At 57.3% G+C, this 23,298-nt stretch carries 18 protein-coding genes and 3 pseudogenes; 5 read left to right on the forward strand and 16 right to left on the reverse strand.

What is annotated here, in order from left to right:
- Positions 1-2: 2 nt before the first annotated feature.
- Positions 3-239: pseudogene (locus NL116_RS18355) on the forward strand (alcohol dehydrogenase); the annotation flags it as partial.
- Between the two features lie 3 nt (positions 240-242).
- Here NL116_RS18355 and NL116_RS18360 read toward each other — a convergent pair.
- Positions 243-1,154, reverse strand: coding sequence for a universal stress protein (locus NL116_RS18360; protein WP_494373418.1), 912 nt, complete (start codon positions 1,152-1,154; stop codon positions 243-245).
- A 225-nt stretch (positions 1,155-1,379) separates the two neighbouring features.
- Between NL116_RS18360 and NL116_RS18365 the strand changes: the two genes are divergently transcribed.
- Positions 1,380-1,943, forward strand: a complete 564-nt coding sequence (locus NL116_RS18365; protein ID WP_494373419.1) for a GNAT family N-acetyltransferase — start codon at positions 1,380-1,382, stop codon at positions 1,941-1,943.
- A 52-nt stretch (positions 1,944-1,995) separates the two neighbouring features.
- On the opposite strand, the gene NL116_RS18370 is transcribed toward NL116_RS18365, so the two are convergent.
- Positions 1,996-2,919 carry a universal stress protein gene (locus NL116_RS18370; RefSeq protein WP_494373420.1) on the reverse strand — a complete coding sequence of 308 codons (924 nt, stop codon included), beginning with the start codon at positions 2,917-2,919 and terminating at the stop codon, positions 1,996-1,998.
- 153 nt (positions 2,920-3,072) lie between these two features.
- Between NL116_RS18370 and NL116_RS18375 the strand changes: the two are divergent.
- Positions 3,073-3,363, forward strand: a pseudogene (locus NL116_RS18375) (PAS domain-containing protein); the annotation flags it as partial.
- A 108-nt stretch (positions 3,364-3,471) separates the two neighbouring features.
- Here NL116_RS18375 and NL116_RS18380 read toward each other — a convergent pair.
- Both NL116_RS18380 and NL116_RS18385 read right to left on the reverse strand, forming a co-directional pair.
- On the reverse strand, positions 3,472-4,710 hold the full coding sequence (locus NL116_RS18380) for an MgtC/SapB family protein (protein WP_494373421.1): 1,239 nt from the start codon (positions 4,708-4,710) through the stop codon (positions 3,472-3,474).
- Between the two features lie 74 nt (positions 4,711-4,784).
- Positions 4,785-4,982 carry a hypothetical protein gene (locus NL116_RS18385; protein ID WP_494373422.1) on the reverse strand — a complete coding sequence of 66 codons (198 nt, stop codon included), beginning with the start codon at positions 4,980-4,982 and terminating at the stop codon, positions 4,785-4,787.
- 250 nt (positions 4,983-5,232) lie between these two features.
- On the opposite strand from NL116_RS18385, the gene NL116_RS18390 reads away from it, so the two are divergent.
- Complete coding sequence (locus NL116_RS18390) at positions 5,233-6,159, forward strand: universal stress protein (protein WP_494373423.1); 927 nt, start codon at positions 5,233-5,235, stop codon at positions 6,157-6,159.
- A 98-nt stretch (positions 6,160-6,257) separates the two neighbouring features.
- Here NL116_RS18390 and NL116_RS18395 read toward each other — a convergent pair.
- The 11 genes and pseudogenes from NL116_RS18395 to NL116_RS18445 form a co-directional block, all read right to left on the reverse strand.
- A pseudogene (locus NL116_RS18395) lies at positions 6,258-6,461 on the reverse strand (hypothetical protein); the annotation flags it as partial.
- A gap of 78 nt (positions 6,462-6,539) precedes the next feature.
- The gene (locus NL116_RS18400; RefSeq protein WP_494373424.1) at positions 6,540-8,156 is read right to left on the reverse strand and encodes a GMC family oxidoreductase; all 1,617 of its coding nucleotides are present in this window, start codon (positions 8,154-8,156) and stop codon (positions 6,540-6,542) included.
- Positions 8,157-8,568: 412 nt separating this feature from the next.
- Complete coding sequence (hdeA, locus tag NL116_RS18405) at positions 8,569-8,889, reverse strand: acid-activated periplasmic chaperone HdeA (RefSeq protein WP_494373425.1); 321 nt, start codon at positions 8,887-8,889, stop codon at positions 8,569-8,571.
- A gap of 327 nt (positions 8,890-9,216) precedes the next feature.
- Positions 9,217-11,784 carry an arylsulfatase gene (locus NL116_RS18410; protein ID WP_494373426.1) on the reverse strand — a complete coding sequence of 856 codons (2,568 nt, stop codon included), beginning with the start codon at positions 11,782-11,784 and terminating at the stop codon, positions 9,217-9,219.
- Between the two features lie 186 nt (positions 11,785-11,970).
- Positions 11,971-14,262, reverse strand: coding sequence for a tetratricopeptide repeat protein (locus tag NL116_RS18415; RefSeq protein ID WP_494373427.1), 2,292 nt, complete (start codon positions 14,260-14,262; stop codon positions 11,971-11,973).
- Positions 14,263-14,528: 266 nt separating this feature from the next.
- Complete coding sequence (locus NL116_RS18420; protein WP_494373428.1) at positions 14,529-15,578, reverse strand: AMP-binding protein; 1,050 nt, start codon at positions 15,576-15,578, stop codon at positions 14,529-14,531.
- A 48-nt stretch (positions 15,579-15,626) separates the two neighbouring features.
- Positions 15,627-16,385 (reverse strand): enoyl-CoA hydratase, encoded by a 759-nt coding sequence (locus tag NL116_RS18425; protein WP_494373429.1) that lies wholly within the window; start codon positions 16,383-16,385, stop codon positions 15,627-15,629.
- 348 nt (positions 16,386-16,733) lie between these two features.
- Entirely contained in the window at positions 16,734-18,380 is a 1,647-nt protein-coding gene (gene mqo, locus NL116_RS18430; protein ID WP_494373430.1) for a malate dehydrogenase (quinone), read from the reverse strand.
- A 317-nt stretch (positions 18,381-18,697) separates the two neighbouring features.
- On the reverse strand, positions 18,698-19,408 hold the full coding sequence (locus tag NL116_RS18435; RefSeq protein ID WP_494373431.1) for a GNAT family N-acetyltransferase: 711 nt from the start codon (positions 19,406-19,408) through the stop codon (positions 18,698-18,700).
- A gap of 277 nt (positions 19,409-19,685) precedes the next feature.
- A complete protein-coding gene (locus NL116_RS18440; RefSeq protein ID WP_494373432.1) occupies positions 19,686-20,813 on the reverse strand; it encodes a GGDEF domain-containing protein in 1,128 nt (375 codons plus the stop codon).
- Between the two features lie 117 nt (positions 20,814-20,930).
- Positions 20,931-21,500, reverse strand: a complete 570-nt coding sequence (locus tag NL116_RS18445; RefSeq protein WP_494373433.1) for a YceI family protein — start codon at positions 21,498-21,500, stop codon at positions 20,931-20,933.
- A 203-nt stretch (positions 21,501-21,703) separates the two neighbouring features.
- On the opposite strand from NL116_RS18445, the gene NL116_RS18450 reads away from it, so the two are divergent.
- Complete coding sequence (locus NL116_RS18450) at positions 21,704-22,483, forward strand: SDR family oxidoreductase (RefSeq protein WP_494373434.1); 780 nt, start codon at positions 21,704-21,706, stop codon at positions 22,481-22,483.
- Positions 22,484-22,489: 6 nt separating this feature from the next.
- On the opposite strand, the gene NL116_RS18455 is transcribed toward NL116_RS18450, so the two are convergent.
- Entirely contained in the window at positions 22,490-23,137 is a 648-nt protein-coding gene (locus NL116_RS18455; protein WP_494373435.1) for a hypothetical protein, read from the reverse strand.
- Between the last annotated feature and the right edge of the window lie 161 nt (positions 23,138-23,298).

The following is a 23,298-nucleotide window of genomic DNA, read 5'->3' on the forward strand; positions in this document are numbered from 1 at the left end:
TTGCACCTCTGGCGATCCAGGTGGCGCGAGGCCGAGGGCAGCAGGTGTATGCCTTCACTCGACCGGATGACCATGAAGGCCAGGCTTATGCCCGATCCTTGAGTGCCGAGTGGGCGGGGGCATCGGATCAACCACCGCCGCACTTGCTCGATGCCAGCCTGATTTTTGCGCCTGTCGGTGCGCGGGTGCCGCTGGCACTGGCCACGACCGTCAAGGGCGGCTGTGTGATTTGTACCGGAGGCTCACCCCTTGACGCCCTGCCGGACCGCCAGGATGCTGCCCGGCACCGAGTACAGCGCCCGTTCGGTGTTACTGCCGATCAAGCGGTCAATTCCCACCCGATGCACAGTGCCCATCACCACCACATCCGCCAGGTATTGCTCGACAAACTCACTGATCACCGGCACCGGCAGGCCCATGACGAAATGCCGCCGCTCTGGCGGCACGCCGTAGCGATCCGCCAGGGCGACAAACGCCAGGTGCAGGGATTCACGCAGTTCCTCGATGTAATCCACGCCCCAGCCACCCCCCGCCAGTGGCGCATCACCATTGAAGGCGGGCGACAAATCGTAGGCATACAACAGGTGCAACGGGGCGTCACATTGCAGGGCCAGGGCATTGGCGGTCTGGATGATGGTGTCGTTCAAGCCACTGATCTGGGTGGCAGGATCGAACGGGTCAATGGCCGCAACGACCCGGTGCGGCAAGCTGTAACGCGCCTGGTTGACCAGGTGCACGGGAACCGGGCATTCGCGCAGCAAGTGACAATCGAGCGGAGTGATGAACACGCGCTTTAAGACCGGCTCCAGGGTGACATCCTTGATCAACAGGTCAGGCTTGAGCTCTTCGACGGTTTTCAGGATATCCAGCAGCGGATGGGTCGTGAAGACCACTTCCACCGTGACCTCCAGCCCTTGGCCACCCAACTGTTCAACTTCGTCTGCCACCCAGCGACGATAGCGGCGCAAGTAGCGCTGATACTCGGCTTCGTCCGTTTTTTGTTCCCACAAATGCACGATCGGTGCCGGTTCGACAAAGGCCCGCACATCCAGCACAGCCCCGCTCACCTTGGCCAGCGCGACGGCGCGCAGCAAGGCGGGAGATTGATGCAGGGTTTGGTCGGCAATCAGCAGCAAACGATGAAATTGACCCATCACACACCTCCGCTCGACTCCGGTCGTTAAGCGCCGGTGGTTCCAAGAATGCGCCCGGCGCCCCCTCCCCCCAGTTGATTTACATCAAACACAGGTCAATCAGCGCCCCACCATACGGGTCTCTGATCCAGATCAGGTTTGACCGCTGCCAACGGCGTAGAAAGGAATCAGCCGTGCGGTTCGTCACCGTGCGCACACTGTACAAACCGGATGGAGGATCTCCCCATGCTTACCGTCAAAGACCATAACGAACGGGCCGCAGCGGCTTATGCCGCGGTCCTCGGGCAATACTGGATCGAAGCGCTCAAGGACGGCCGGCATGTATTGATCCGGCCGCTGGCGGAAAAAGACCGCGAGCGTGAATACGCGTTTATCAAGCGACTGTCGCCCGAATCCCGACATATGCGTTTTCTCGCACAGATCAACGAGCCCGGCACCGCGATGCTCAATCAGTTGATGGACACCGATAACAAAAAACGCGTCGCCTACATCGCGCTGGTTCACGAGAACGGCCAATTGATCGAGATCGGCGTCAGCCGTTACGCCGCCACCGGTGAGCATGAATGTGAATGCGCCGTGACCGTCGCCGACGACTGGAAGCACCTGGGGCTGGGGACGTTACTGACGGAGCACTTGATCAAGTCTGCTCGCAAAAACGGCTTTCGCCAGATGTATTCGGTGGACGCCGCCAGCAATACATCAATGCGCGACCTGGCCCGGGCACTGGGCTTCGATACACACAATGATCCCGATGACGCTCGCCAGGTCATTCACCGTCTCTACTTGTAAACAAGCGCCCACGATGTGCCGGCCAACGGCACATCGCGGGGCACTTCGGTACTCAGGATTGCAACACCCGGCCCGGTTTTATCGCCAGCACACTGCAGGGCGCCCGGTGCAAGAGCTGTTCGGCGGTGGTCCCCAACAATTTGCTCAACCCATAATGCTGCACCGTGCCCATGACAATGATGTCCGTGTGATGCTCGGCGGCAAAATCACAGATACTTCTCAGCGGTGCTCCCTCGATGAAATGCCGATCCTGCGGTGGCACGCCATGTCGCTCGGCGATGGCCGCAAACGCTTCGTGCTGCGCCGCCCCCAGGGATTCATAAATCCCTGTGGCCATCGGCAGAGCGCCAAAGCCAATGTCCTGGGCATAGATCGCCGTCCAGTCATACACATGCACCACCTCAAGCCGTGCATCACACAGGGCGGCAAGCTTGGCGGCGGCGTCAATGATCTGGTCGTTGAATACATGATCCTGTTCTTCACTGCGCAAGACATCGACGATGGCCAGCACGTTGCGAGGGCGTGGATGGAGGGCATTGGTCACCAGATGCACCGGCACCGGACAATCGCGCAGAAGCTGCCAATCCAGCGGCGTGAAAAACACCCGCTTCAACGCCGACTCTTCCTGGGCATCCTTGATAATCAGCGCCAGTGGCATCTCGTTGACATAGTGTAAAACCTCCTCATAAGGGTGCTGTACCCACACCACCTCACTGGTGACCTCCGCGCCCTGCTTGCTCATCGACGCGGCTTGTTCCGCGAGCCATTGCCGATGGCTTTGCAGATAACCATCACGGGCGAGACTCATTTGCTCAGGGGCAAACAGACCGGCCACCGCCAAGGCTTGCAAATAATCGAACGCGACGATGTGCAACGGCAATTGCATGGCCATTGCCAGCGCGGCGGCACGGTCGAAAGCCGGCGTGCGGGTCATGGCGGGGGGGGCAATTAACAGTACACGCTGAGTCTGCGACATGGGTCACCTCGGCACACGGCCATCAGGAAAGAGAACAGGTATCCAGACTGAGCGTTCCTGACGCAAATGACTTGATCTTGATCAACCAGCCCCCTGTCCCTTCGACCTAACCTGAATTCAGGCTTCAAGTATCAATGCAGTCTCGGAGGGGCAATGATCGAATACGACCAGCAGTTGTTGGTAAGAGCATTGGACGCTGCGACAAATCCGGTATTGATCACCGAGCGCACAGGCTGCATCGTCTGGATCAATAAGGCGTTCTGCCTGTTGAGTGGCTATTCGAAGCCCGAGCTGGTCGGAAAAACCCCGCACCTGCTTTCTTCGGGACGACAAAGTACAACCTTTTATCGGGACCTGTGGCTGACAATTCTGGCGGGGTTGACCTGGCAGGGAGAAATGGTCGAGAGACGCAAGGACGGAGGTCATTGCACCGTCAATCAGGTCATCACCCCAGTGATTGACGATCAGGGCGTGGTGACGCATTTCATCGCCATTTTGCACAACTTCAAAGTGATGGGTGGATCAACCGGGCCCCGGCCTCTGATTAAGCGTTCAAGGCAACAAGGTGCCCGCCCACATCGCCAGCGTCAGCACGACCTGCCCCGGTATGACATACGCGGCAAACCGTCTACCGCCGCTGACCCAGGCCACGAGGCATTTGCTCAGCGAGTTACTGCTGACGGCGATCAACGCGGGCCCGGCAATGGCATCAAACGGCAACAGCCCGGCCTTGGCCAGGGAGGCAATGGACGCCGTCGAGGAATGAGCATCGGCAAAACCGGTCAGTATCGCGGTCAGCATCACCCCGACCTGGCCAAAGTGGCTGAGCATTGCCGATGACACCAGCGTAATCCCGGTCATGGTCAACGTCACCGCCAAGGCGAGCTTGAGATTGAAAGCACCGCCGACCTTGATCGGTTCGCTGGCGACTCCAGTGGGGGCCATAAACATCAGGCAAACGCCATACAACGCCGTGGCGATTACGCCGAATAACAAGGGCAGCCACATGGTTCGAAGCAAAGCGGGATCCACCGCCCCCAGAATCAATCCCACCTGAATGACCGTCGCCAGATTGGACAGGATCGCAGCAGCACTGAGGACTTTGATGTTCGCCGGTTCCTTGGCGACGATATGCCCCATGGCGGCAATGGTCACCGTGCTGGACGCGAACCCGGAGGCGATGGCACTGATCGCATAGCCGTAACGGGTGCCCAAGGCGCGAACCGCGATATGCCCCACTGCGCCCACCGCCATCAACAACACCGTCAGGGTGAAAATGGTACGTAAATTGATGGCGGCATAGGGGCCGATGAAGCGATCCGGTGTCAGGGGCAACACCACCAGTGCTGCAATGAGCAAAACCAGCCCATCGCTCATTTCTGCTTCGGTCAACTGGCTGTTAGCAAAGTGGTGGAGTTTCTGGCGGTAAGTCAGCAGCCCTGCGATCACAACGCCAATGGCAATGGCCAACTGGGGAGCGGTGTTGCACAACGCCCCCAGCACCAACACTGCGAACAACGCCACTTCGCTGGTCACGCCAGGGTCATCACTCAGACTTTGCCAATAGGCCACGGTGACCAGCAATGCCAGACCGATCGCCACAACTCCCACCAGCAGACCGCCCCCGACCTGCATCGCCGCATAACCCAGCAGCGCGGTAACCGCGAAAGTGCGCAACCCGGCACAGGCACGGCTGTCCCCTTGCCCTTTGTGCCGCTCGCGCTCAAGGCCGATTAGCATGCCGATCCCCAAGGCAGCCGCAGCACCTGCCATGCCAAGGGTTTCATTCATTGTTTACCCCGACCGGGTGAGCGGCGCAGCCTTGCCCCGTTGACTGCAGTACGCAGGTTATTCAATGGTCGCAGTCAAATGGCGACCCTGTGCCTGTCGTTCAATGCCGGTCGGCCAGCGGCAACGGGCCAGGTATGCGGCGCGTTGATCCGTGCCTTGAGTTGGCCAACGAATGCCTGCGCCTCCGCTTGGCCGTTGAAGTTCACTTCCAGGTTATCCAGCTGCACGACCCAACGATGGGTCGTCCGTTTTTCTGAGATCGCAATGATCATAAACACCTCCCGACGACTGACCAAGACTGCGCCGAGGTGGCAGGACAGAGATTGATAAGGGTCAATACTTTGTGAATGTTTGCCTGCGATTCACCGCGCGTCAGGCGTTGGAGCCGGTCAACCATCTATTTGACAAAGATCAAGCCCAACCCCCCTCTCCAGCGGCAGGATAAGAACCAAGCCATACGGCCTAAACGCACGGTCGACCTTGAGCGCAAGGGTTTGTGCGATGACCTACGGGAGATTTGTCATGTCTGAGCAATCACGTTTCATGCTGGTCGTCTCGCCGCTGATGGAAAACAGCCCCGCTTTCGACCGGGCCGCAGCGTTGGCCAAGGCTGCGGGGGCCGCCCTGCATATCGTGGCGTTCGATTACCTGGAGGGACTGGCCACCGCCGGCCTGGTCAACGATCAGGCGTTGGAGCAGATGCGCCTGGGCTATGTCGAGCGCCATCGTCAATGGCTCGAAGACCAAGCCCGGCCGTTGCGCAAAATCGGCGTGCACGTCACCACTGAGGTGGTCTGGGTAGAGAAGCCCCTGCAAGAAATCCTCATTCACCTGAAAGAACAACCGATGGCGGCACTGATCAAGGCGCTGGAGCATGAGTCGCTGCTGTCACGCCTGATGTTCACGCCACTGGATATCCATCTGCTGCGCGAATGCCCGGTGCCGCTGCACTTTGTGAGTCATGTGCAGCACGCGCTGCCGCGAAGAATCCTCGTCGCGGTCGACCCGTTCCACCGTAATGGCCAATACGCAGGTTTCAACGACAGGATCCTGCGCGAAGCCACGAAACTGGCAAGTATCTGTAATGCGGAGCTCGATGTGATCTACGCCCATGACCTATCCTCGATCAGCGCTGACGAATTCGGTTTTGATAATGCGTCGGCGTTTTTTTCTTCAGGCCACGCCAAGTCGCTGTTCGATGCACAGGGCGAGACCTTCCGCGATCTGGCCGAGCGCAACGGTATTGCGCCGGAGCGTCAGCACATGATCATGGGCAACCCGGCCAACGTCCTTTCCAGCTATGCCGATGCTTACAGCGTCGACGTTATCGTGATGGGCCGGGTTGGTCATCGTGGCCTTGAGCGATTGGTCGGCAGCACGGTGGAACACCTGCTGTACAAAATGCCGTGTAGCGTGTGGGTGGTTTCGCCAGAGGCACTGGAGGACTGAGGCAGGTGTTTTCAAAGGACTAGGTGCACCCGTCAGCTGAAAAACCTGAATGACCGGCACAAAAAAACCCACTGACCGCCGCTGGTTCAGTGGGTTTCTTACTGCGTGACAGGCACTACCGGCACAGAGACGGGACGCTCAGCGTCCCGTTTTTTTGAAACACTTAACAACGCGTAGCGCGCCTCCTTCTGATGATCCACCAACTGATGGACCATCACGTCGAGCGAGGCCAGTGTCTCGACCGAAAAAACCGCCAGGGTTCCGACGGTGTCTTTCGGGTGCACGGAAAATAGCGTGCTGCGTGCGATGCAGGCGTTGGCCCGGCAACGTTGCTGATGGCTACTGGCAAGCCTGACGATTGCCAACAGAAAACCCTAAATCTATGTCGTAGCAGGTTTTAATGGCGGCTTATTGCGAATCATGTCAGCGGCTTTTTCCGCAATCATGATAGTCGGCGCATTGGTGTTGCTTCCCACCAGAGTCGGCATAATCGAAGCGTCAACAACGCGCAACCCTTGCATGCCATGAACGCGCAGTTCGAAGTCCACCACGGCCATGTCGTCTTGCCCCATCTTGCAGGTACCCACCGGATGATATTCAAGGCCAAACTTATCCTTGATCGCTTGGGCGAGTTCCTCATCGGACTGCACGTCCTTTCCCGGAAACAGCTCTTCCTTGCGATAGGGATCGAAGGCCGGGGCGGCCAGGATCTTGCGCACCAGCCGAACCCCTCCGATCAGTGTTTTCATATCGTCCGGATGACTGAGGAAGTTGAAGTCGATGATCGGTTGGTGGGTCGGATTGGCGCTGGCCAGGCTGACTGTGCCACGGCTTTTTGGGCGTATACAGCCGACGTGACATGAGTAGCCATCGACTGTCATCAGCTTCAGATCGCGTCCTGAATCATCGAACAGCAGCGGCAAGGTGCAGAGCTCGATGTCCGGCACAGCAAGGGACGGATCGGTTTTCAGAAAGGCCCCGACTTCGGTAAACGAGGAGCGGAGCTTGCCAAGATGGGCACCGTAATACTCGATACCTTCACCGACCATTTGTAACACCCCTCCAAGGGAGAGCTGCACGCCGCCGTGGTAGTGACTGGTGGTGAGCACCGCAGTATCGGGGTGCTCCTGCAGATTTTTGCCGACCCCTGGCAAGGGATGGACGAGGGGAATGCCATGCATCTGGAGTTCGTCCGGATGCCCGATGCCTGACAGCATCAGCAGTTGCGGTGAGTTGAAGGCGCCCGCCGAAACAATGACCTCTCGATTGGCTTTGATCAATGCCTGCCCGCCCCTGTGCTCAACGGTGACGCCGACCGCCCGCTTGCCTTCGCACTCGATACGCACAACGTCGGCACCGGTCATCACCGTCAGATTGTGTCGACTCATGGCCGGATGCAGATAGGCCACTGCAGTGCTGCAGCGCCGACCATTGGCGATGGTGAACTGGAACGCCCCGAAACCTTCATATTGCTCGCCGTTGAAGTCATTGCTCATCGGCATGCCAGCCTGTTCGGCCGCCTCGATGAAGACCTTCGAAATCGTGTAGTTGAGCTCGCTGTCCGACACGGCCAAGGGTCCCTGGTCGCCGTGATACCTGTCGGCACCGCGCTGATTGTGTTCCGCCTTGCGGAAATAGGGCAGCACCTCGTCATAGCTCCAGCCTGGGGAACCCAGCGCGGCCCAGCCGTCGTAGTCGGACCGGTGGCCGCGGGTATAGACCATGCCGTTTATCGAACTGGACCCACCAAGGGTTTTGCCACGAGGGCAAAAAAGCGGTTTGCCATGGCGCAAGGCCGGATCCGATTTCGCCTCGTACGACCAATCGTATTTTTTGGTGAACATAAACAGACCGAAGGCGCCCGGCGTGTGAATGAACGTCAGTGCATCTGATGGCCCGGCCTCGATCACGCAGACGCTGATGTCGGGATCCTCCGACAGGCGGTTGGCAAGAACACAGCCAGCCGAACCGGCGCCTACGATGACATAGTCGTACATAGTGGTACTCCTCGGCTTGAACGTGAGACCCAGCATTACGTCAAGTTGATGAGGCTGATGGGCCGTTTGGCTCCGGAGTTCAAAACCGTCGCCGATGTCTTCGGGTAACTGGAGTCGAGTATTACGTCCGGCCTTATCTACGAAATAAACGCCCGGGCACTCGAGTAGGTTTACACCTTCTAGCGCTTGCTCAGCAGGCTATTCAATCGCTACGACTTCGGCCCTCGTGTCTCCATTATCGTTGTGGTGTGAAGGCTTGTTGTTTGGCGTGCAGCAGGTCAGGAGTGGGCGGCCGGAAAACTCTCCCGGCACACAATTATCCAAACAAGGGCGCTTCAGCGCCCTTGTTTGATTGCATGTTGGATACTGCCTGTTAGTCAGGTTTCCACCCTGTCGGTGGAAGCCATTGAACTTACATAGCCTTTTTAACTTTTGCCCATTCAGATTTGAGCTTGGTCATAAAGGATGCCTTGGGTTCCTGGCCACAAACCTGAACCAACGCAGGGGTAACGGTTGCGATGCTTTCAACATCCACTACTTCATCTTCCACCTTACCCTTGCGGCTCACCACCTCTCCGACACCTACTGCGACGGGCCGATCAGTTTCGCTGACGGCAAGAAAGTCTTCACAGGTCCACTTTGAAACAGGTTTTTTTCCGGAACTGCCAGCGGCCATGGCCATTGAACTGGCGGCGAGTAGCAAGGCTGTTATGACAATCAGTTTGCGCTGCATTATTAGATCCTCTGCCCATTGAATAATGACAACCAGGGAACATTGTTTTCACGACGCCCGATCCACCATAGCCAATCAGCCTTTCCCGATCTCATCGCTGAGTCAATCAGGCGAAAATCGACGCGATACAGTTCGGCTGGAGCATGACGGTTACTGACCGTTCGCGTCGATCACGCCTTGGGGCGTCAACTCGGTTCGACTTTCTTTCAACACGATCTGCTATGTGTCATCCCTGAAGGTCTGTCATTCGCTGGCCTGCGTGGATGACCGCGCAGGCCAGTGAAATCAGAGGCAGGATCTCGGCAACGATCCAGCGCTCTCCCGAGATTATTTGTCGCTTGCCACCTTCGTTTCCGCTTCCTGCAGCCGCTTCTCGTCCGCAGGTGAAAGCTTCGGCCGGTCGATCACAATATTCAGCTTGTTGATCTTGCCGGTGAATGCAAACGGGACCTGGTAGTCCTGGTCATTCACGGGCGTTCCGGAGGCCGCGCCGATGTTGAATACAGTGTCCAGAGGTTTGGTGAGCGGCAGGGTGTGCTCCAGCCGCTCGGTGGACACAGCTTTGCCATCCACCTTCAACGTCCCGGTTCCGCCACCACCGATACCGCTCAAGTTGTTGTAGGCCAAGGTGCCTGCGCCGAGTCCGTCATATTTGAAGTCGAACACGATCGTGTGTTTGCCCGGCGTCAGTTCAGGCCCCTGCCATTTGGTTCGCTTGAGGCCGAGGAGGTTGTAGGTGAACGTCGGTGCTCCTTTCACCATGTAGAGCGCGTATCCCCAAAACCGTCCGCCTTCGTTGATGATCATGCCTTCGGTACCTTCCTTGGGTACGTCAACCTCGGCGGTAATGGTGTAGGAGCTGTTGAGCAGATTCGGCATGTTGCCAGCCGGAATATCGGTGATGGTAGCGCCCGAATAGTTGAAGACCGTCCTGCCTGACGCCAAGCTGGGACGGGGGGTGATGAACCGCGTTGCAGCCGAAGCGTCCAGCGGCAGGACTTGATATTTGGCAAACTCACCAAACATCAGATCCTTCATTTCCTCAGCCTTCACTGGATTTTGTGCGGCGACATCCGTGTATTGAGTCCAGTCTTTACTGAGGTCGTAGAGCTCGAACTTGAACGCTGTCGCGGGATCTGTGATTGCTGCCCCGGTCAGGTTCCAGGGTGCGCGAAGTGGTACTGCGCTCAACATCCAGCCATCGTTGTAAAGACCCTGAGTCCCCAGCATTTCGAAATACTGGATGGTGTGATGCGACTTGGCATCGCGCCCGCCGGCATTTGCTTCGAAAGTGTAGGCCAAGCTCACACCCTCGATCGGCTTCTGAGCGATGCCGTCGACCTGGACGGGCTGGCTAATGCCTGCGGCTTCCAGCAGTGTTGGGAGAATGTCGATGACGTGGTGAAACTGCCAACGGATACCGCCTACGTCCTTGATATGACCGGGCCACGAAATTGCCATGCCGTTCTTGGTGCCACCAAAGTAGGATGCAATCTGCTTGGTCCACTTGTACGGCGTGTCAAAAGTCCAGGCCCAACCAATGGAGTAATGCGGATAAGTCTTGTTGCTGCCCCACGCGTCGTACATGGGCATTTGCTCGGCCGCTGTCGGGTTGAAGCCGTTGAATGGAAGAAGCTCATTCCAGGTGCCCATTGGCGAGCCTTCAGCCGAAGCACCGTTGTCGCCGCTGATGTAAACGATGATCGTGTTGTTGAGCTTGCCCAGGTCTTCCACGGCCTGGACCACGCGACCTATTTCGTGGTCGGTGTAGGCGAGATAGGCAGCGTAGACATCGGCTTGTTTAACCAGCAATTTCTTTTCTTCGGGTGTGTATTGGTCCCACGCTTTGAGCAAGTCCTTCGGCCAAGGTGTCAGCTGGGCATCCGCAGGGATCACCCCGAGTTTTTTCTGGTTGGCAAATATTTGATCCCGGACGGCCTCGTATCCCTTGTCAAAGAGGTGCATGGCGCTGATTTTTTCAATCCACTCCGGCGTCGGATGGTGAGGCGAGTGCGTGCCCCCTGGCGCGTAATAGATCATGAATGGGATCGAGGGATCGACATCGTTGATCTGGCTCATCCAGTTGATGGCTTCGTCGGCCATGGCCGTAATGAGATTCCATCCCGGATGCCCGTCGAACGGCGTGATCGGCGTGGTGTTACGGGTGAGCATCGGCTCCCACTGTGAGACATCACCGGCGTTGAACCCGTAAAAGTAATCGAAACCCATGCCGGTCGGCCATTGGTTGAAGGGGCCGGCCTGGCTGGTCTCGAAAGCGGGTGTATTGTGGTTCTTGCCATACCACGAAGTGCGGTAGCCGTTCTCTTGAAGGATTTTGCCTACTGTCGCGTTTTCCGGCCCCATGATGCTGTCATAGCCTGGAAAGCCGGTTGCAATTTCAGAGATTACACCGAAGCCAACAGAGTGATGGTTGCGCCCGGTGAGCAACGCCGCTCGCGTCGGAGAGCACAGTGAAGTTGTATGGAAGTTGGTATAGCGAAGTCCGTTCTGCGCAATGCGGTCCATGGTCGGCGTGGGGATGAGGCCGCCGAAGGTCGATGGCGCGCCGAAGCCGACATCATCGGTCATGATGACCAGAATATTCGGTGCGCCCTTGGGCGGCACCACACGCGCCGGCCAAGCCGCCTTCGACTGCATCGCATTGAGGTTGATCTGGCCCTGGAACGGGGCCGGTGGCGACGGCAGGTAGCGGCCATCAACCGTGGTAGTCGCGTCGGGCGAACCCGGCTCACCGGTGGTTTGCTGGGCCGAGGCCGGTGTCGTCAGCAGGGCTGACAACATGCAGGCCAGGATCCCCAGCATGAGGAATGCTGACTTCGATGGTCCTGTTGCGAAATTGACAGCACTTGTTAATGCCGGTGCAGAACGCTTCATAGAAGCTCTCCCGAATATGCCCGTAATCCCCCGCTGCCCCTCGTGCAGCGTAGCCAAGCGCTAATAAGCTGCCATTACAATCAGCCTGTTACCGACAAGTGGCAGCTTTAAGCGGATATTCAGGCCATCAAGCTGTCATTTTTTATAGCGGCACCGTCGTCCCTGCAGACGCTGCTGACCAGTGCGCTAGCGCAACCCTAGTTGACGTTTCAGATTGGAAAGACGCTGATCCTGAGGCGCAACCGCTTCCAGGCGACGGACATAGTCGATTGCCTCCTGCCGTTCATTGGCGGATCCATGCAGGTAAACCATCGCATAGAGCAAGTCTGCATCATCGGGTACCTGGGCCAGGCCCGCTTCCAGTGCCGCCTGTGCTTCTGTCCGGCGCTGAATTTTCAGTAACAATAAACTTTGGTTGTAACGAATACGCGAGCTGCCAGGAAGCTCGATCGCTGCCGTTTCAAACAGTGGCAATGCTTCGTCGGTCTTGTTTCTTTCGGCCAGCAACAAGGCAAGCATATAGGCGATATTGCCGTGATCGGTGACGGGCATGTCCTTCAAGGCGACGCCTTCGCGCAGTACCTGCTCGGCTTCGTCCTGGAGCAGCATCGAATTTGCCAGCGTCGCCAGGTTCACCCTCGCCGGGACGAAGTAGGGGTCGAGTTTCAAGGCCTGGTGATATTGCTCCATGGCTTCCTGCTGGCGTCCATCGCGCTCAAGCAATACCGCCAGATTCAGTCGATTGCCCGGCAGGTCGGCGTTGCCGCGCAGGCGCTGTTCGTAGTCTGCCTGAGCCGCTTTGAAGCGTTCGCGCTCTGCCTCGGGCAAGGCTATCGTCGGGATCCCGACCAAGGCATTCAAGGCTTGGTCACGGACGGCGCGACTGTCATCGTGCAGCAATGGCAATAGATACTTGACCCGCTGTACGGGAGGTTGCCCAATAAAACCGGAGGCCGAATACGCTCGTACCAGAGAACTCTCGTCCTTGAGCGCCTGGGCCAGGCTTGGCAACGCGGGGTCACCCATCGACGTCAATTGCTGGACGGCAGTGGCACGAACGATGGCGGGCTTACCCAGGTCGCCGATCAGCGCCGTTAATTGTTGCAGCGAATCGACTTGGCCAGTGCGTGCGGCATGCAGGGCCTGGCCATAGTGCGGTGGCCGTTGCGGAGTACCGAACCAGCCCTCGATGACGTTCGCCGCCCACGCGGGCTCCTTGTCCTTATGGCAGGTGGTGCAGGCATCGGGGCTCTCGGTCTGTCCATCCAGGTCCGGGCGCGGCAGACGGAAACTGTGATCGTGGCGCGGGTCGACCACCATGTAAGTCTGGGCCGGCATATGGCAATTGACGCACTGCGCGCCCTGAGAGCCCGCCGCATGGTGATGGTGCTCGGGGCTGTCGTAGTTTTTCGCTTGAAGGCTGGGGAAACGGGTGGGCGGTTGGGTGTTATGACACTGCTGACAAAGGCCATTGCCCTGGATTTTCACTTGGGTGGTGTGCGGATCATGGCAGTCGGTGCACGTCACGCCTGCAGCAAACATCTTGCTTTGGGTGAAAGATCCATAGACATAGACCTCACCCTGCATTTGCCCATCGGCATGGTACAGACCAGGGTCCAGGGTCGCTGGCAAAACACTGTCGAGTAATGGCTTGCCTGCTTGCTGACCCACATTCAAGCTCTGTCGACGACTGTGGCAATAAGCGCACTGATCCCCCAGGCCCTTGCTGCCCAAGGCCTTGTAATCAACGACCAGGCCGATCTCGGCTGGAGAGTTGTAACTGACCTGCGCAGGTTTCTCCTTGGCAGCCCAGTCAACATGCGCCTGGCCGGGACCATGACAGGCCTGGCAGCCAACATTCTGCTCATGCCAAGTGGTCGCAAACGTATCGGTTTTGTCGTCGTAGCCTTTGAGAAGATTGCTCGAATGGCAATCGGCGCACATGGCGTTCCAGTTCTGGTAGCGCCCGGTCCAGTGCAAGGGATCGGTGGGGGCGAAGTGTTGTCCTGGGTAAAGGGAAAACCAGCGTTGTCCGCCCTCGGTCCTGGTTCGCGTGTCCCAGGCGACAGTCAGGCTTTGCATGCGACCTCCGGGAAATGCCACCAGATATTGCTGCAAGGGTTTGTAGCCGAACGTATAGAGAACCTCAAAATCCGCCGGTTTCCCGTCAGAGCCTTCGGTGTTGACGAAAAACTTCTTACCCTTGCGAAAAAAATGGACCTCAACCTTACCGTCCTTGAAACGTGCATCCTTGAAGTCACCCAGCACGCTGTTTGGGGTGGCTGAACGCATGGCCCAATCGTGGTCAGAGTTTTTCCAGGCGCTGGCCTGTTTGACATGGCAGCCGATGCAACTGTCGGCGGGCGCATACCCCTTGGCGTCGGTGGCCAGTCCGGGGGACTGCCCGAAAGCCCCTTGGGCAATTAGCAGAACCATCGTGAACAACACGCGCCGCAAAGCGAACTTGAACAAAGGCAAAGAATTTTCCTTGAGGCAGGACGACGAAAAAGAACTGCAAACCTCAAAGGTATAGCCGCACTGGACATTTACGCTATTACGCAAAAGACGCGGCACGATAACGATCCAGCGTTTTTCGCTTTGTCATAGGCGAACACCTCAGGGTTAAGGCGTCCGGTATCTATGGCGCGTGAGGTCATCGGTTCGGGTACATACGCTGTTAAATCGGCGCCCTGTCAGCCACGAAAAAACATTGAGTGCCTCCTCTTTAACTGACAGGGTCCAGATCAATTGATCTGCCTGGCGGCGCCTGTCCAGTATTTTTCCTTTACGCTACGTCGCACCACTTTCCCTACGACCGACGTCGGCAATGTTTCGACAAAAATCAGCGATTTAGGTGCCTTGTAACTGCCGAGCCTAGCTTTGGTATGCGCGATGAGTTCTTCCTTCGTGACGGTCTGGCCGCTGCGCAGGATGACCTCGGCATGGACTGCCTCCCCCCATTCCGCATGAGGAATACCGACCACGGCCGCCATCATCACGGCAGCGTGAGACGCTAGTGCTGCCTCGACTTCGACCGCGTAGACGTTAAAGCCGCCGCTGATGATCATGTCCTTCATTCGGTCGACGATATAAAGATAACCGTCGTTATCGATATACCCCAAGTCACTGGATTTCCACGCGCCTTCTTCGAACTCTGCTGCAGTGGCGTGCGGATTGTCGTAGTAGCCTTTGATGATGGCCTTGCACCGAATGCGGATTTCGCCGGTTTCCCCAAAGGGCAATGGTGTGCCATTTTCGTCGGCGACAAAAACTTCGACCCCCGGCGTAGTACGACCAGCCGACGACAAGCGCTTGATGGAGGCTTCATTGCCTGGGCGATGATCCGCTTTGTCGAGCACTGAGATAAACATGGCGGCTTCGGTCGCAGCATATACCTGGACAAAAATTTGCCCGAAGCAATCAACCAACTCACTGAGCTTGGCCGGACTCATTGGCGCAGCGCCATAGACCAGAGTGGTCAACGATGAAAAGTCACGCGGCTGTCGCGTGTGCTCCTCCATGGAGTCGCGCAGATTGGACATGACCACCGTCCCCTCCTGCTTGCAGACGGTGGGCAGCATCATCAGGCTGAGATTGTCGTTTTCCAGAATCAACATGAAGGTATCGCCATGGCCAACCTCCAGCCTGATGCGCAAGGCATCGGCAATGCGATTGGTCAGCAGGTGATATTCCTCATACGTATAGCGTCGACTGCGTTCGACGTTGACGATGGCTTCCTGATTGCGAAAACGTAGCGACAACAAGCGCATGGCACGGCAAAAATTCATTTTCATTATTATTATCCAGGCGTCGGAGTTGCTCTAAACGATTCGATGACTCGGTTAAACAAAGCGAGAGAAGTTCGGCGGGCGTTTCTGAACAAAAGCAGAAATCGCCTCTTTGACTTCCGCGCCATCAATCATTGCCATCAGATGCTTCATTTCCAGCTGGTTCGCTTGATTGGCCAATTCCAGGCTCCATCGGCGTATCAGCATTTTTGTCGTCCGCACGGCGTGAGGTGCTTGTGCTGCAATAGCCCTGGCTTTGCTTCGCGCAAACTCTTCGACTCGGTCATTAGGTAGCACTTCATTGACCAACCCATACTCGCGAGCCTGTTTGGCGTTGATGACGTCCCCCGTCAGCAGCAACGCGCAAGCACGCTGGTGCCCCATCATCTGTGGCAGAACATAGGAAGAACCGAGTTCGGGACACACACCGAGATTGACGAACGGCGTGCGCAGCAACGTCTGTTCTCCGCAGTAGACAAGATCGCAGTACATCAGCATGGTCAACCCGATGCCGACAGCCATACCGCAGGGCGCCGCAATCACAGGTTTAGTGCAAGTCATGATCGCCTCGATAAAACGTCCAAGCGCACCATCGAGGCCATCCGGGGGATCGGACAAGTCGTTACCGCTGGTAAAGCAATCGGCCTGACCGGCTATCAGGATCACCCTTACCTCATCGTCTTCCTGCCCCTGCGCAAAGGCGTCGGCGAGCGTCGCGTACATGGATTTGGTCAACGCGTTCTTTTTTTCAGGTCGGTTGAAACGGATCGTCAGAATGCGTTCCGTAAGGTCGATCAAGATGGGATTGCTCATAGCGTTTGCTCAAAGGGTTTTATTTATGTTGTGAGCCAGATCACCAATGATCATGCCAATCTCCCGAGAGCCAAGCGTGGCCTTCGCGCCTGGCGCTTTAGCCTGGAGCAAGAAATCACGCATGACGTCGCTGGTTTTTTCTCAGGCTAGAAATCAGTGTTGAGCACTTCCTCAAAAATGGCCGGTCTTTACAGCGCAATCGATGGTCTGCTCGGGATACCCATGAGCAACCCGATCTTTTAAGAAAACTGTCAGTTCGCTTTACCTATTACCGACAGTGTTGAATTCCACGCACAAAAAAGCCCACTGACCGTCGCCGGTTCAGCGGGCTTTCGACAAACCTTCTACTTACAAAGCCATATCACTGGCCGCATTAGCCTTCGGCGCTTTTGGCGCTTCACCAGGAGCAACAACCGGAGCCGCCAACTGCGGGATCACCGGTGGCGGAGTCAGTTCCAACACCTTCGCAGTGTAAGCCCACTCCTGCGCAACCTTCTCAGGACTGCCGTTCAACTGAGTGCCATAGCTCGGCACGATCTGGTGCAGCTTCTCCTGCCAGGCCGGCGAAGCCACCTTGTCCTTGAACACTTTCTGCAGCACGGTCAGCATGATCGGTGCAGCCGTCGATGCACCCGGCGATGCGCCCAGCAAACCGGCAATCGAGCCGTCAGCGGACGCTACGATTTCGGTACCCAACTTCAACACCCCACCCGCCGCTTCATCACGCTTGATGATCTGCACGCGTTGGCCGGCTTGCCACAGGCGCCAGTCTTCGGCCTTGGCGTTCGGGAAGTATTCTTTCAGGGCGTTCATGCGGTCTTCATCAGACAGCATCAGTTGGCCTGCGAGGTACTCAACCAGTGGGTATTCCTTGATGCCGACCTTGGTCATTGGCCACACGTTGTGCGTGGTGGTGGTGGTCAGCAGGTCCAGGTACGAACCTTCCTTCAGGAACTTGGTGCTGAAGGTTGCGAATGGGCCAAACAGGATGACGCGCTTGCCGTCCAGGACACGGGTGTCCAGGTGCGGAACCGACATCGGCGGTGCGCCCACGGAGGCTTTGCCGTAGGCCTTGGCCAGGTGTTGTTCGGCGATGGTCGGGTTTTCGGTCACGAGGAACGAGCCACCAACCGGGAAGCCTGCGTATTCCTGGGCTTCAGGAATGCCGGACTTCTGCAGCAGGTGCAGTGCACCGCCGCCGGCGCCGATGAACACAAACTTGGCGTCGGTTTCGGACGTGGTGCCGTCTTTCAGATTTTTGTAGCTGACGCGCCAGGTGCCGTCTTCGTTCTTGGTGATGTCTTGCACTTCGCTAGACAACTTCAAGTCGAACTTGGGCGTGGTTTGCAGGTGCGCGACGAACTGGCGGGTGATCTCGCCGAAGTTGACGTCGGTGCCGATCGGGGTCCAGGTGGCCGCGACTTTCTGGTTCGGGTCGCGCCCTTCCATCATCAGCGGAACCCACTTCTTGATCACAGCCGGGTCTTCGGAGTACTGCATGCCGGCGAACAGCGGGCTCGCTTGCAGGGCTTCGTAGCGCTTCTTCAGGAACTTGATGTTGTCATCGCCCCACACAAAGCTCATGTGCGGCGTGGAGTTGATGAACGAATGCGGGTTTTTCAACACGCCTTGCTGAACTTGCCAGGACCAGAACTGACGGGAGATCTGAAAGGCTTCGTTGATTTCAACGGCTTTCGGGATCTGTACGTTGCCTTTGTCGTCTTCCGGGGTGTAGTTCAACTCGGCCAGGGCGGAGTGACCGGTACCGGCGTTGTTCCAGCCGTTGGAGCTTTCCAGGGCGACGCCGTCGAGACGCTCGATCATTTCCATCGAGGTGTCGGGTTCCAGTTCATTGAGCCACACACCCAACGTTGCGCTCATGATGCCGCCGCCAATCAGCAGCACATCAACCTTCTTTGCCTCTTCCGCTTGAACGGACGTGATCCCCATCGACAAAGCCAGCCCCAGCAGGGCCGTGTTCATTTTTTTAAACATCTGTAGCACCTATGATAAAACGCCATCCGCCCTTCCATCTTCATGTCAAAAACCCCGGTTCACGGCATTCAGGCAGGAATGTCGTGGGTGTTCGTGCATGAGGATTGGAGGGTGGGCACACAAGGCCGATTGTCTGCATCGACCTCAGTTATATGTCCCTACTGAACTGACTTTTTATCATTATTGGCTTCAGCTACTTGAGCGACATTGATCCTGTTTGCGCGTCTCAGGGACGGGCAAACTGATTAGGTCAAACCAAGTTGGCGCGCAGAATATCACGGCTCGGCGACCGTGCGCTCCCGAAAGGACTTGCGAGTCTAGTCCAGACGAGGCTCGTTCGCCGCGTTCTGGCCCAAACGATTCAGCACAAACACCTTGGCGTTACGGGTCATCTGGTCCAGATGCCGGTCGCGCTGCTTCTCGGCGTCAATCATTGCGCGCTTGCCGTGCTTCTGCAGCAAGTAGTGATGGATCTGCCGGACTTCCAGCGAACTGTAGATCGACGCCACATCCAGCAGCCCCATCAAGCCTTCGCTGCTGTGGTCGCGAGTGTTCATCAGCACTTGCGTAGCGCGCACGCCCAGCACCTGAAAGCCCATGGATTCGAACCACGGCACCTTGGCCACGGCGCAGGTCAATTCGGCGTGCGGGTAACGGTTGATCATGCCTTGCAGCATGGCGCGGGCGACACCTTGGCGACGATGGCCGGCGTCGACCGCCATGTAGGCGACGCCGCAGGCTTGCGGATCGTCCTTGATTGGCAGGTACAGCAAAAAGCCGATGACCTTCGTCGGGTCTTCGTCGTCGGTGGCGGCGATCAACTCGACCGCAATCCCCTTGGACCCGTCGAGTGCTTCCAGGTACAGGTGCACTTCGAAGCCGACCGTGTATTGGTAGACGTTGTACAGCGGGTTGCTCGGGCCGATGCCGACCATGCTGATGTCGGTCAGGTTATCGACGACCAGTTGCAGGATCTGGCTGTTGATGTGCTCCGGGCACGGGGCTGCGAAGTGGGTGAGTTGGGGCATTGAAATTCTGACTCCAGGGTAAGGCTTACGGGGCATCGGCCAGGCTATTGTACAAAAACCGCCGATGAAACCGGCGGCAGCATCCCCCTGCTCTACTCCCGCTGGCTACCGGCGCAAAGCAGCATCGCCCGGGAACTGAGCGGCAACCGCCCGGGGTTTTACATCATGATGGTCGGGGTCTTGCTGACCCTGTTGTTCCTGGGCATATCAGCCAGGACGCTGGGTCGTGTTTATGCGATGAAAGAGGAAGACCGGTTCTACTAGCTCTTCTGCGCCTTCACTCCGAAACCGCCACTTGATTGCGCCCACGCGCCTTGGCCCTATACAGCGCCTTGTCCGCATTGTTCATCAGACTCTGCAGATCAGGGTCGTGCATCTCCATGGCGGCGACGCCAAGGCTGGCCGATATGCGATGAACCGGTCCGGTCATCAACCCGCCAATGGCCTGGATCAGTTGCCCGGCCATTTCGAGGGCCACCTCAATCGACGTGTCCGGCAGCAGAATGGCGAACTCCTCGCCGCCCAACCGGCCGAAAACGTCGGTTTCGCGAAAACAGGTACTGATGACGACCCCCATCTGACGCAACACCTGATCACCGACCTGATGGCCGTAGGTGTCATTGATGTGCTTGAAGTGGTCCATATCCAGCATCACCGCGCACAGCGGCAACCGATGGTGTTGGCAGTTATTGAACAACTGCTGCGCGTGTTCAAAAAAAGCCCGGCGGTTTTTAAGTCCGGTGAGTTCATCGGTTTGCGCTGCATGCGTGGCGATGCGGTGCGCCAGTTCCATTTCTCGGGTCAGGCGAAACGCAGTTTCCAGGGCTTCGGACAGTTTGCGGGTGGCTCTGGCAACAAATGAAGCGAACACCACGACGGCCAGGGCCATACCGACTTGCAATGTTGTCGGCTGAAACAATAGCCAGATGGTGCACGGCAACAGCACCAGGCCAATCGACACCAGTGTCATGTACCGATAGGACGAGTAACACGACACCGCGCTGACAGACATGCCAACGGCAAACAGCATGACCAGCGCCTGGGCCAGCAGGTCATCGGCCGGCATGATGGCTGAAGCGCCTGCGCCCCAGATTCCGGCAGACAACACCAGCGTCACCCAGTAAATCCGCTCCCAGCGTTGCGGCGTGCGCTCACTGTCCGGGCTGCGAAAATAGACCACAAACATCAGGATGCGCAGTAACGAGGAGGCGCTCAGCAGGCCAATCCAGCCGATCATCACATTGTGATCCATGCGCTCCCAGCACAGCCCGCACAGCATAAGCGCAGCAAGAAAGCTGCCGAACACAGCGGACACGGATTGGTCGAATAGCTGTCGCAATCGGTCACCGCGCACTTGTGCCGCGATGAAAGTCTCCTGTTGGTGCCGAAATCCTGGGCCATCCATGTGATCCGCCTGATCATGATGCTGCGACAAAAAAGCGATTGTGGCACCGTGCCACCCAGACAAACAAATGAATAACACGTCTGACCTCACGCCGATCATAAAGTCGACACCGCTGCGTTACTGCTGCGGCGCAACCATCTTGAAACGGATATTGATATCGTCAGAGACCACGGTATCGGCAAATTCCCCTTCACCGATCCTGAAATCGCTTCGCTTGAGCGTTAACTCGCCATCAAAGATGCCGATGGTGTTCTCCGCCTTGAGGAGGACCGGGACGGCGACCTCGCGGGTGACGCCCCTGAGCGTCAGTTTGCCGATAATTGAGTACCTGTTGTCACCGACGGCCTTCACATGGGTCGATTCAAAGGTCGCCATGGGATAAACCGCCGTATCGAACCAGGCGGCTTTTTGCAGCTCCGTGTTGGCGTCACTGCTGCCGGCATCGATGCTGTCGAGCTGGATGGTGAGCGATGCATGGGCCGCTGCGGGATTGGTCGTGTCGAAATCCAGCGTGGCTTCGAACTCGCCAAAGGTGCCGTACACCCGCGAGCTGAACTGGTTATACGTGAAGGAGATCTTGCTCGCGGCTTGATTGACTTGCGTGTACTGCACCGCTTGAGCGCAGGGCAAGCTGCCAACAGTGAGCACGACGGCCAAAAAAGCGAGCCGCGGGAATCGAAGAGGCATTGGATTCTCCGGAAAAGGCGTTCGGGCACGAGCCGAGACGCCCACACACGTATGTCAGCGATAGAAGGACTAAAGCAAAAAAAATGCGTTTCTTCCACCAGCCGGACTTCCAACCACTGGTCGGCGCCCCTGATCCAGCGCTGATAGGGCCACGTTGACGGGTGTTTAATACCCGCTGGACTCACCGCTTCGGGAGACGGGTCATGAAAGTCGTCGTCATCGGCGGGACCGGGCTGATGGGTAGCAAGGTCTGTAAAAACTTGCAGGAACTGGGCCATGAAGCCTTTGCAGCGTCACCGAGCACCGGGGTCAATGTGATCAGCGGCGAAGGCCTCAAAGAGGCACTCAAAGGCACCGACGTGGTGATCGACGTGGCGAACTCACCCTCTTTCGAAGACCACGCGGCGTTGCATTTTTTTGAAACCGCCGGGCACAACCTGATCGCGGCGGAGAAACTCGACGGGGTCAAACACCATGTGGCCCTGTCCGTCGTAGGCACCGAGCGGATGCTCGACAGCGGTTACTTCCGGGCAAAAATGGCCCAGGAAACACTGATCAAAAAATCGGGTATTCCCTACACCATCCTGCGGGCCACGCAGTTCTTCGAGTTTATCCACGCCATCGCTCACTCCGGGCGTGAGGAAGGCGACACTATTCACCTGACATCTGCCGCGTTGCAGCCGGTGGCCTCGGACGATGTCGCGGCCGCGCTGACGGATATTGCGCTCAAGGCGCCTGTCAATCAGACCGTCGAAGTGGCCGGACCTGATAAACGCCCTCTCGTCGAGTTCGCCAGCGATTACCTCAAACACACCAAGGACCCGCGCCAAACCGTAGCGGACGACTCGGTTCCCTACTTTGGTGCGCCGATCAACGACCAGTCACTGACGCCGGGCGCCAACCCGATGATTGGCGCGACGCGGTTTCAGGACTGGCTCAAGGCTCACCAGGCGCCTTCTGGACGAGGACGACTTACCTGCTGAACGGACCTAGCATTGGCTCGCCACCATCCGCGGAGCAATAACGGCGCAGCCCTGTTTTTTCACTCGCTGAGTCAACACCAGCATGCTCAGGAAACCCAATGCGATCAGCACTGGATACGCCATCAACAGTTCGGACAGGGAGTATTTCCAGGCCAATGGCCGACCGACGCCCAGCATGGCCGCATACAGCCAGGACACGGCCGACAGCGAGCCGCAGAAAAGCGCGAGCATCCGTGCGCTGAACCCGAGATCAATCAAGGCGCCTGCCTTTTGCAGCGCAGGCAATACCAGGCGGTGCAACAAGATGCCGTTGTAGGTCAGCAGCATGACAATGATCACTTTGGCTTGCAGTTTTGGGTTCATGAAGTAGTTCATACCTTTTTCCAGGTAATCAATACCGATGACCGCGATGCCCGTCACCCACAAGGCTATCAATGCAACGATCACAGACTTCTGCAGACTTTCCATGTGAGCATGATCGTGTTCAGTAAATGTTTTTCGCTTTAACACATCTTTAACCATTGCAATATCACTGGTTAACACCAACCCAATGGCCACACAACAAGACACTAGATGAACGTAAATAACGCCCAGCCGCAACCACTCCATACATTCTTTATTTTCGAGCAGGCTCATAATTGTATTTATCGCCACGGTACTTTCTCCACCTTCTTCGACAGTACAGATCGGCCACTAACAGGGTATTTAAATCTTCAAACCCCAGTGCGATCTTACTTTTATAAGAGATGCCAAATCGCAGACCTGACACTGCGCAGCCCATTGATTCACTCGGCAAACCAATGATCGACTTGTTA

Source organism: Pseudomonas sp. FBCC-B1667 (assembly GCF_059133255.1).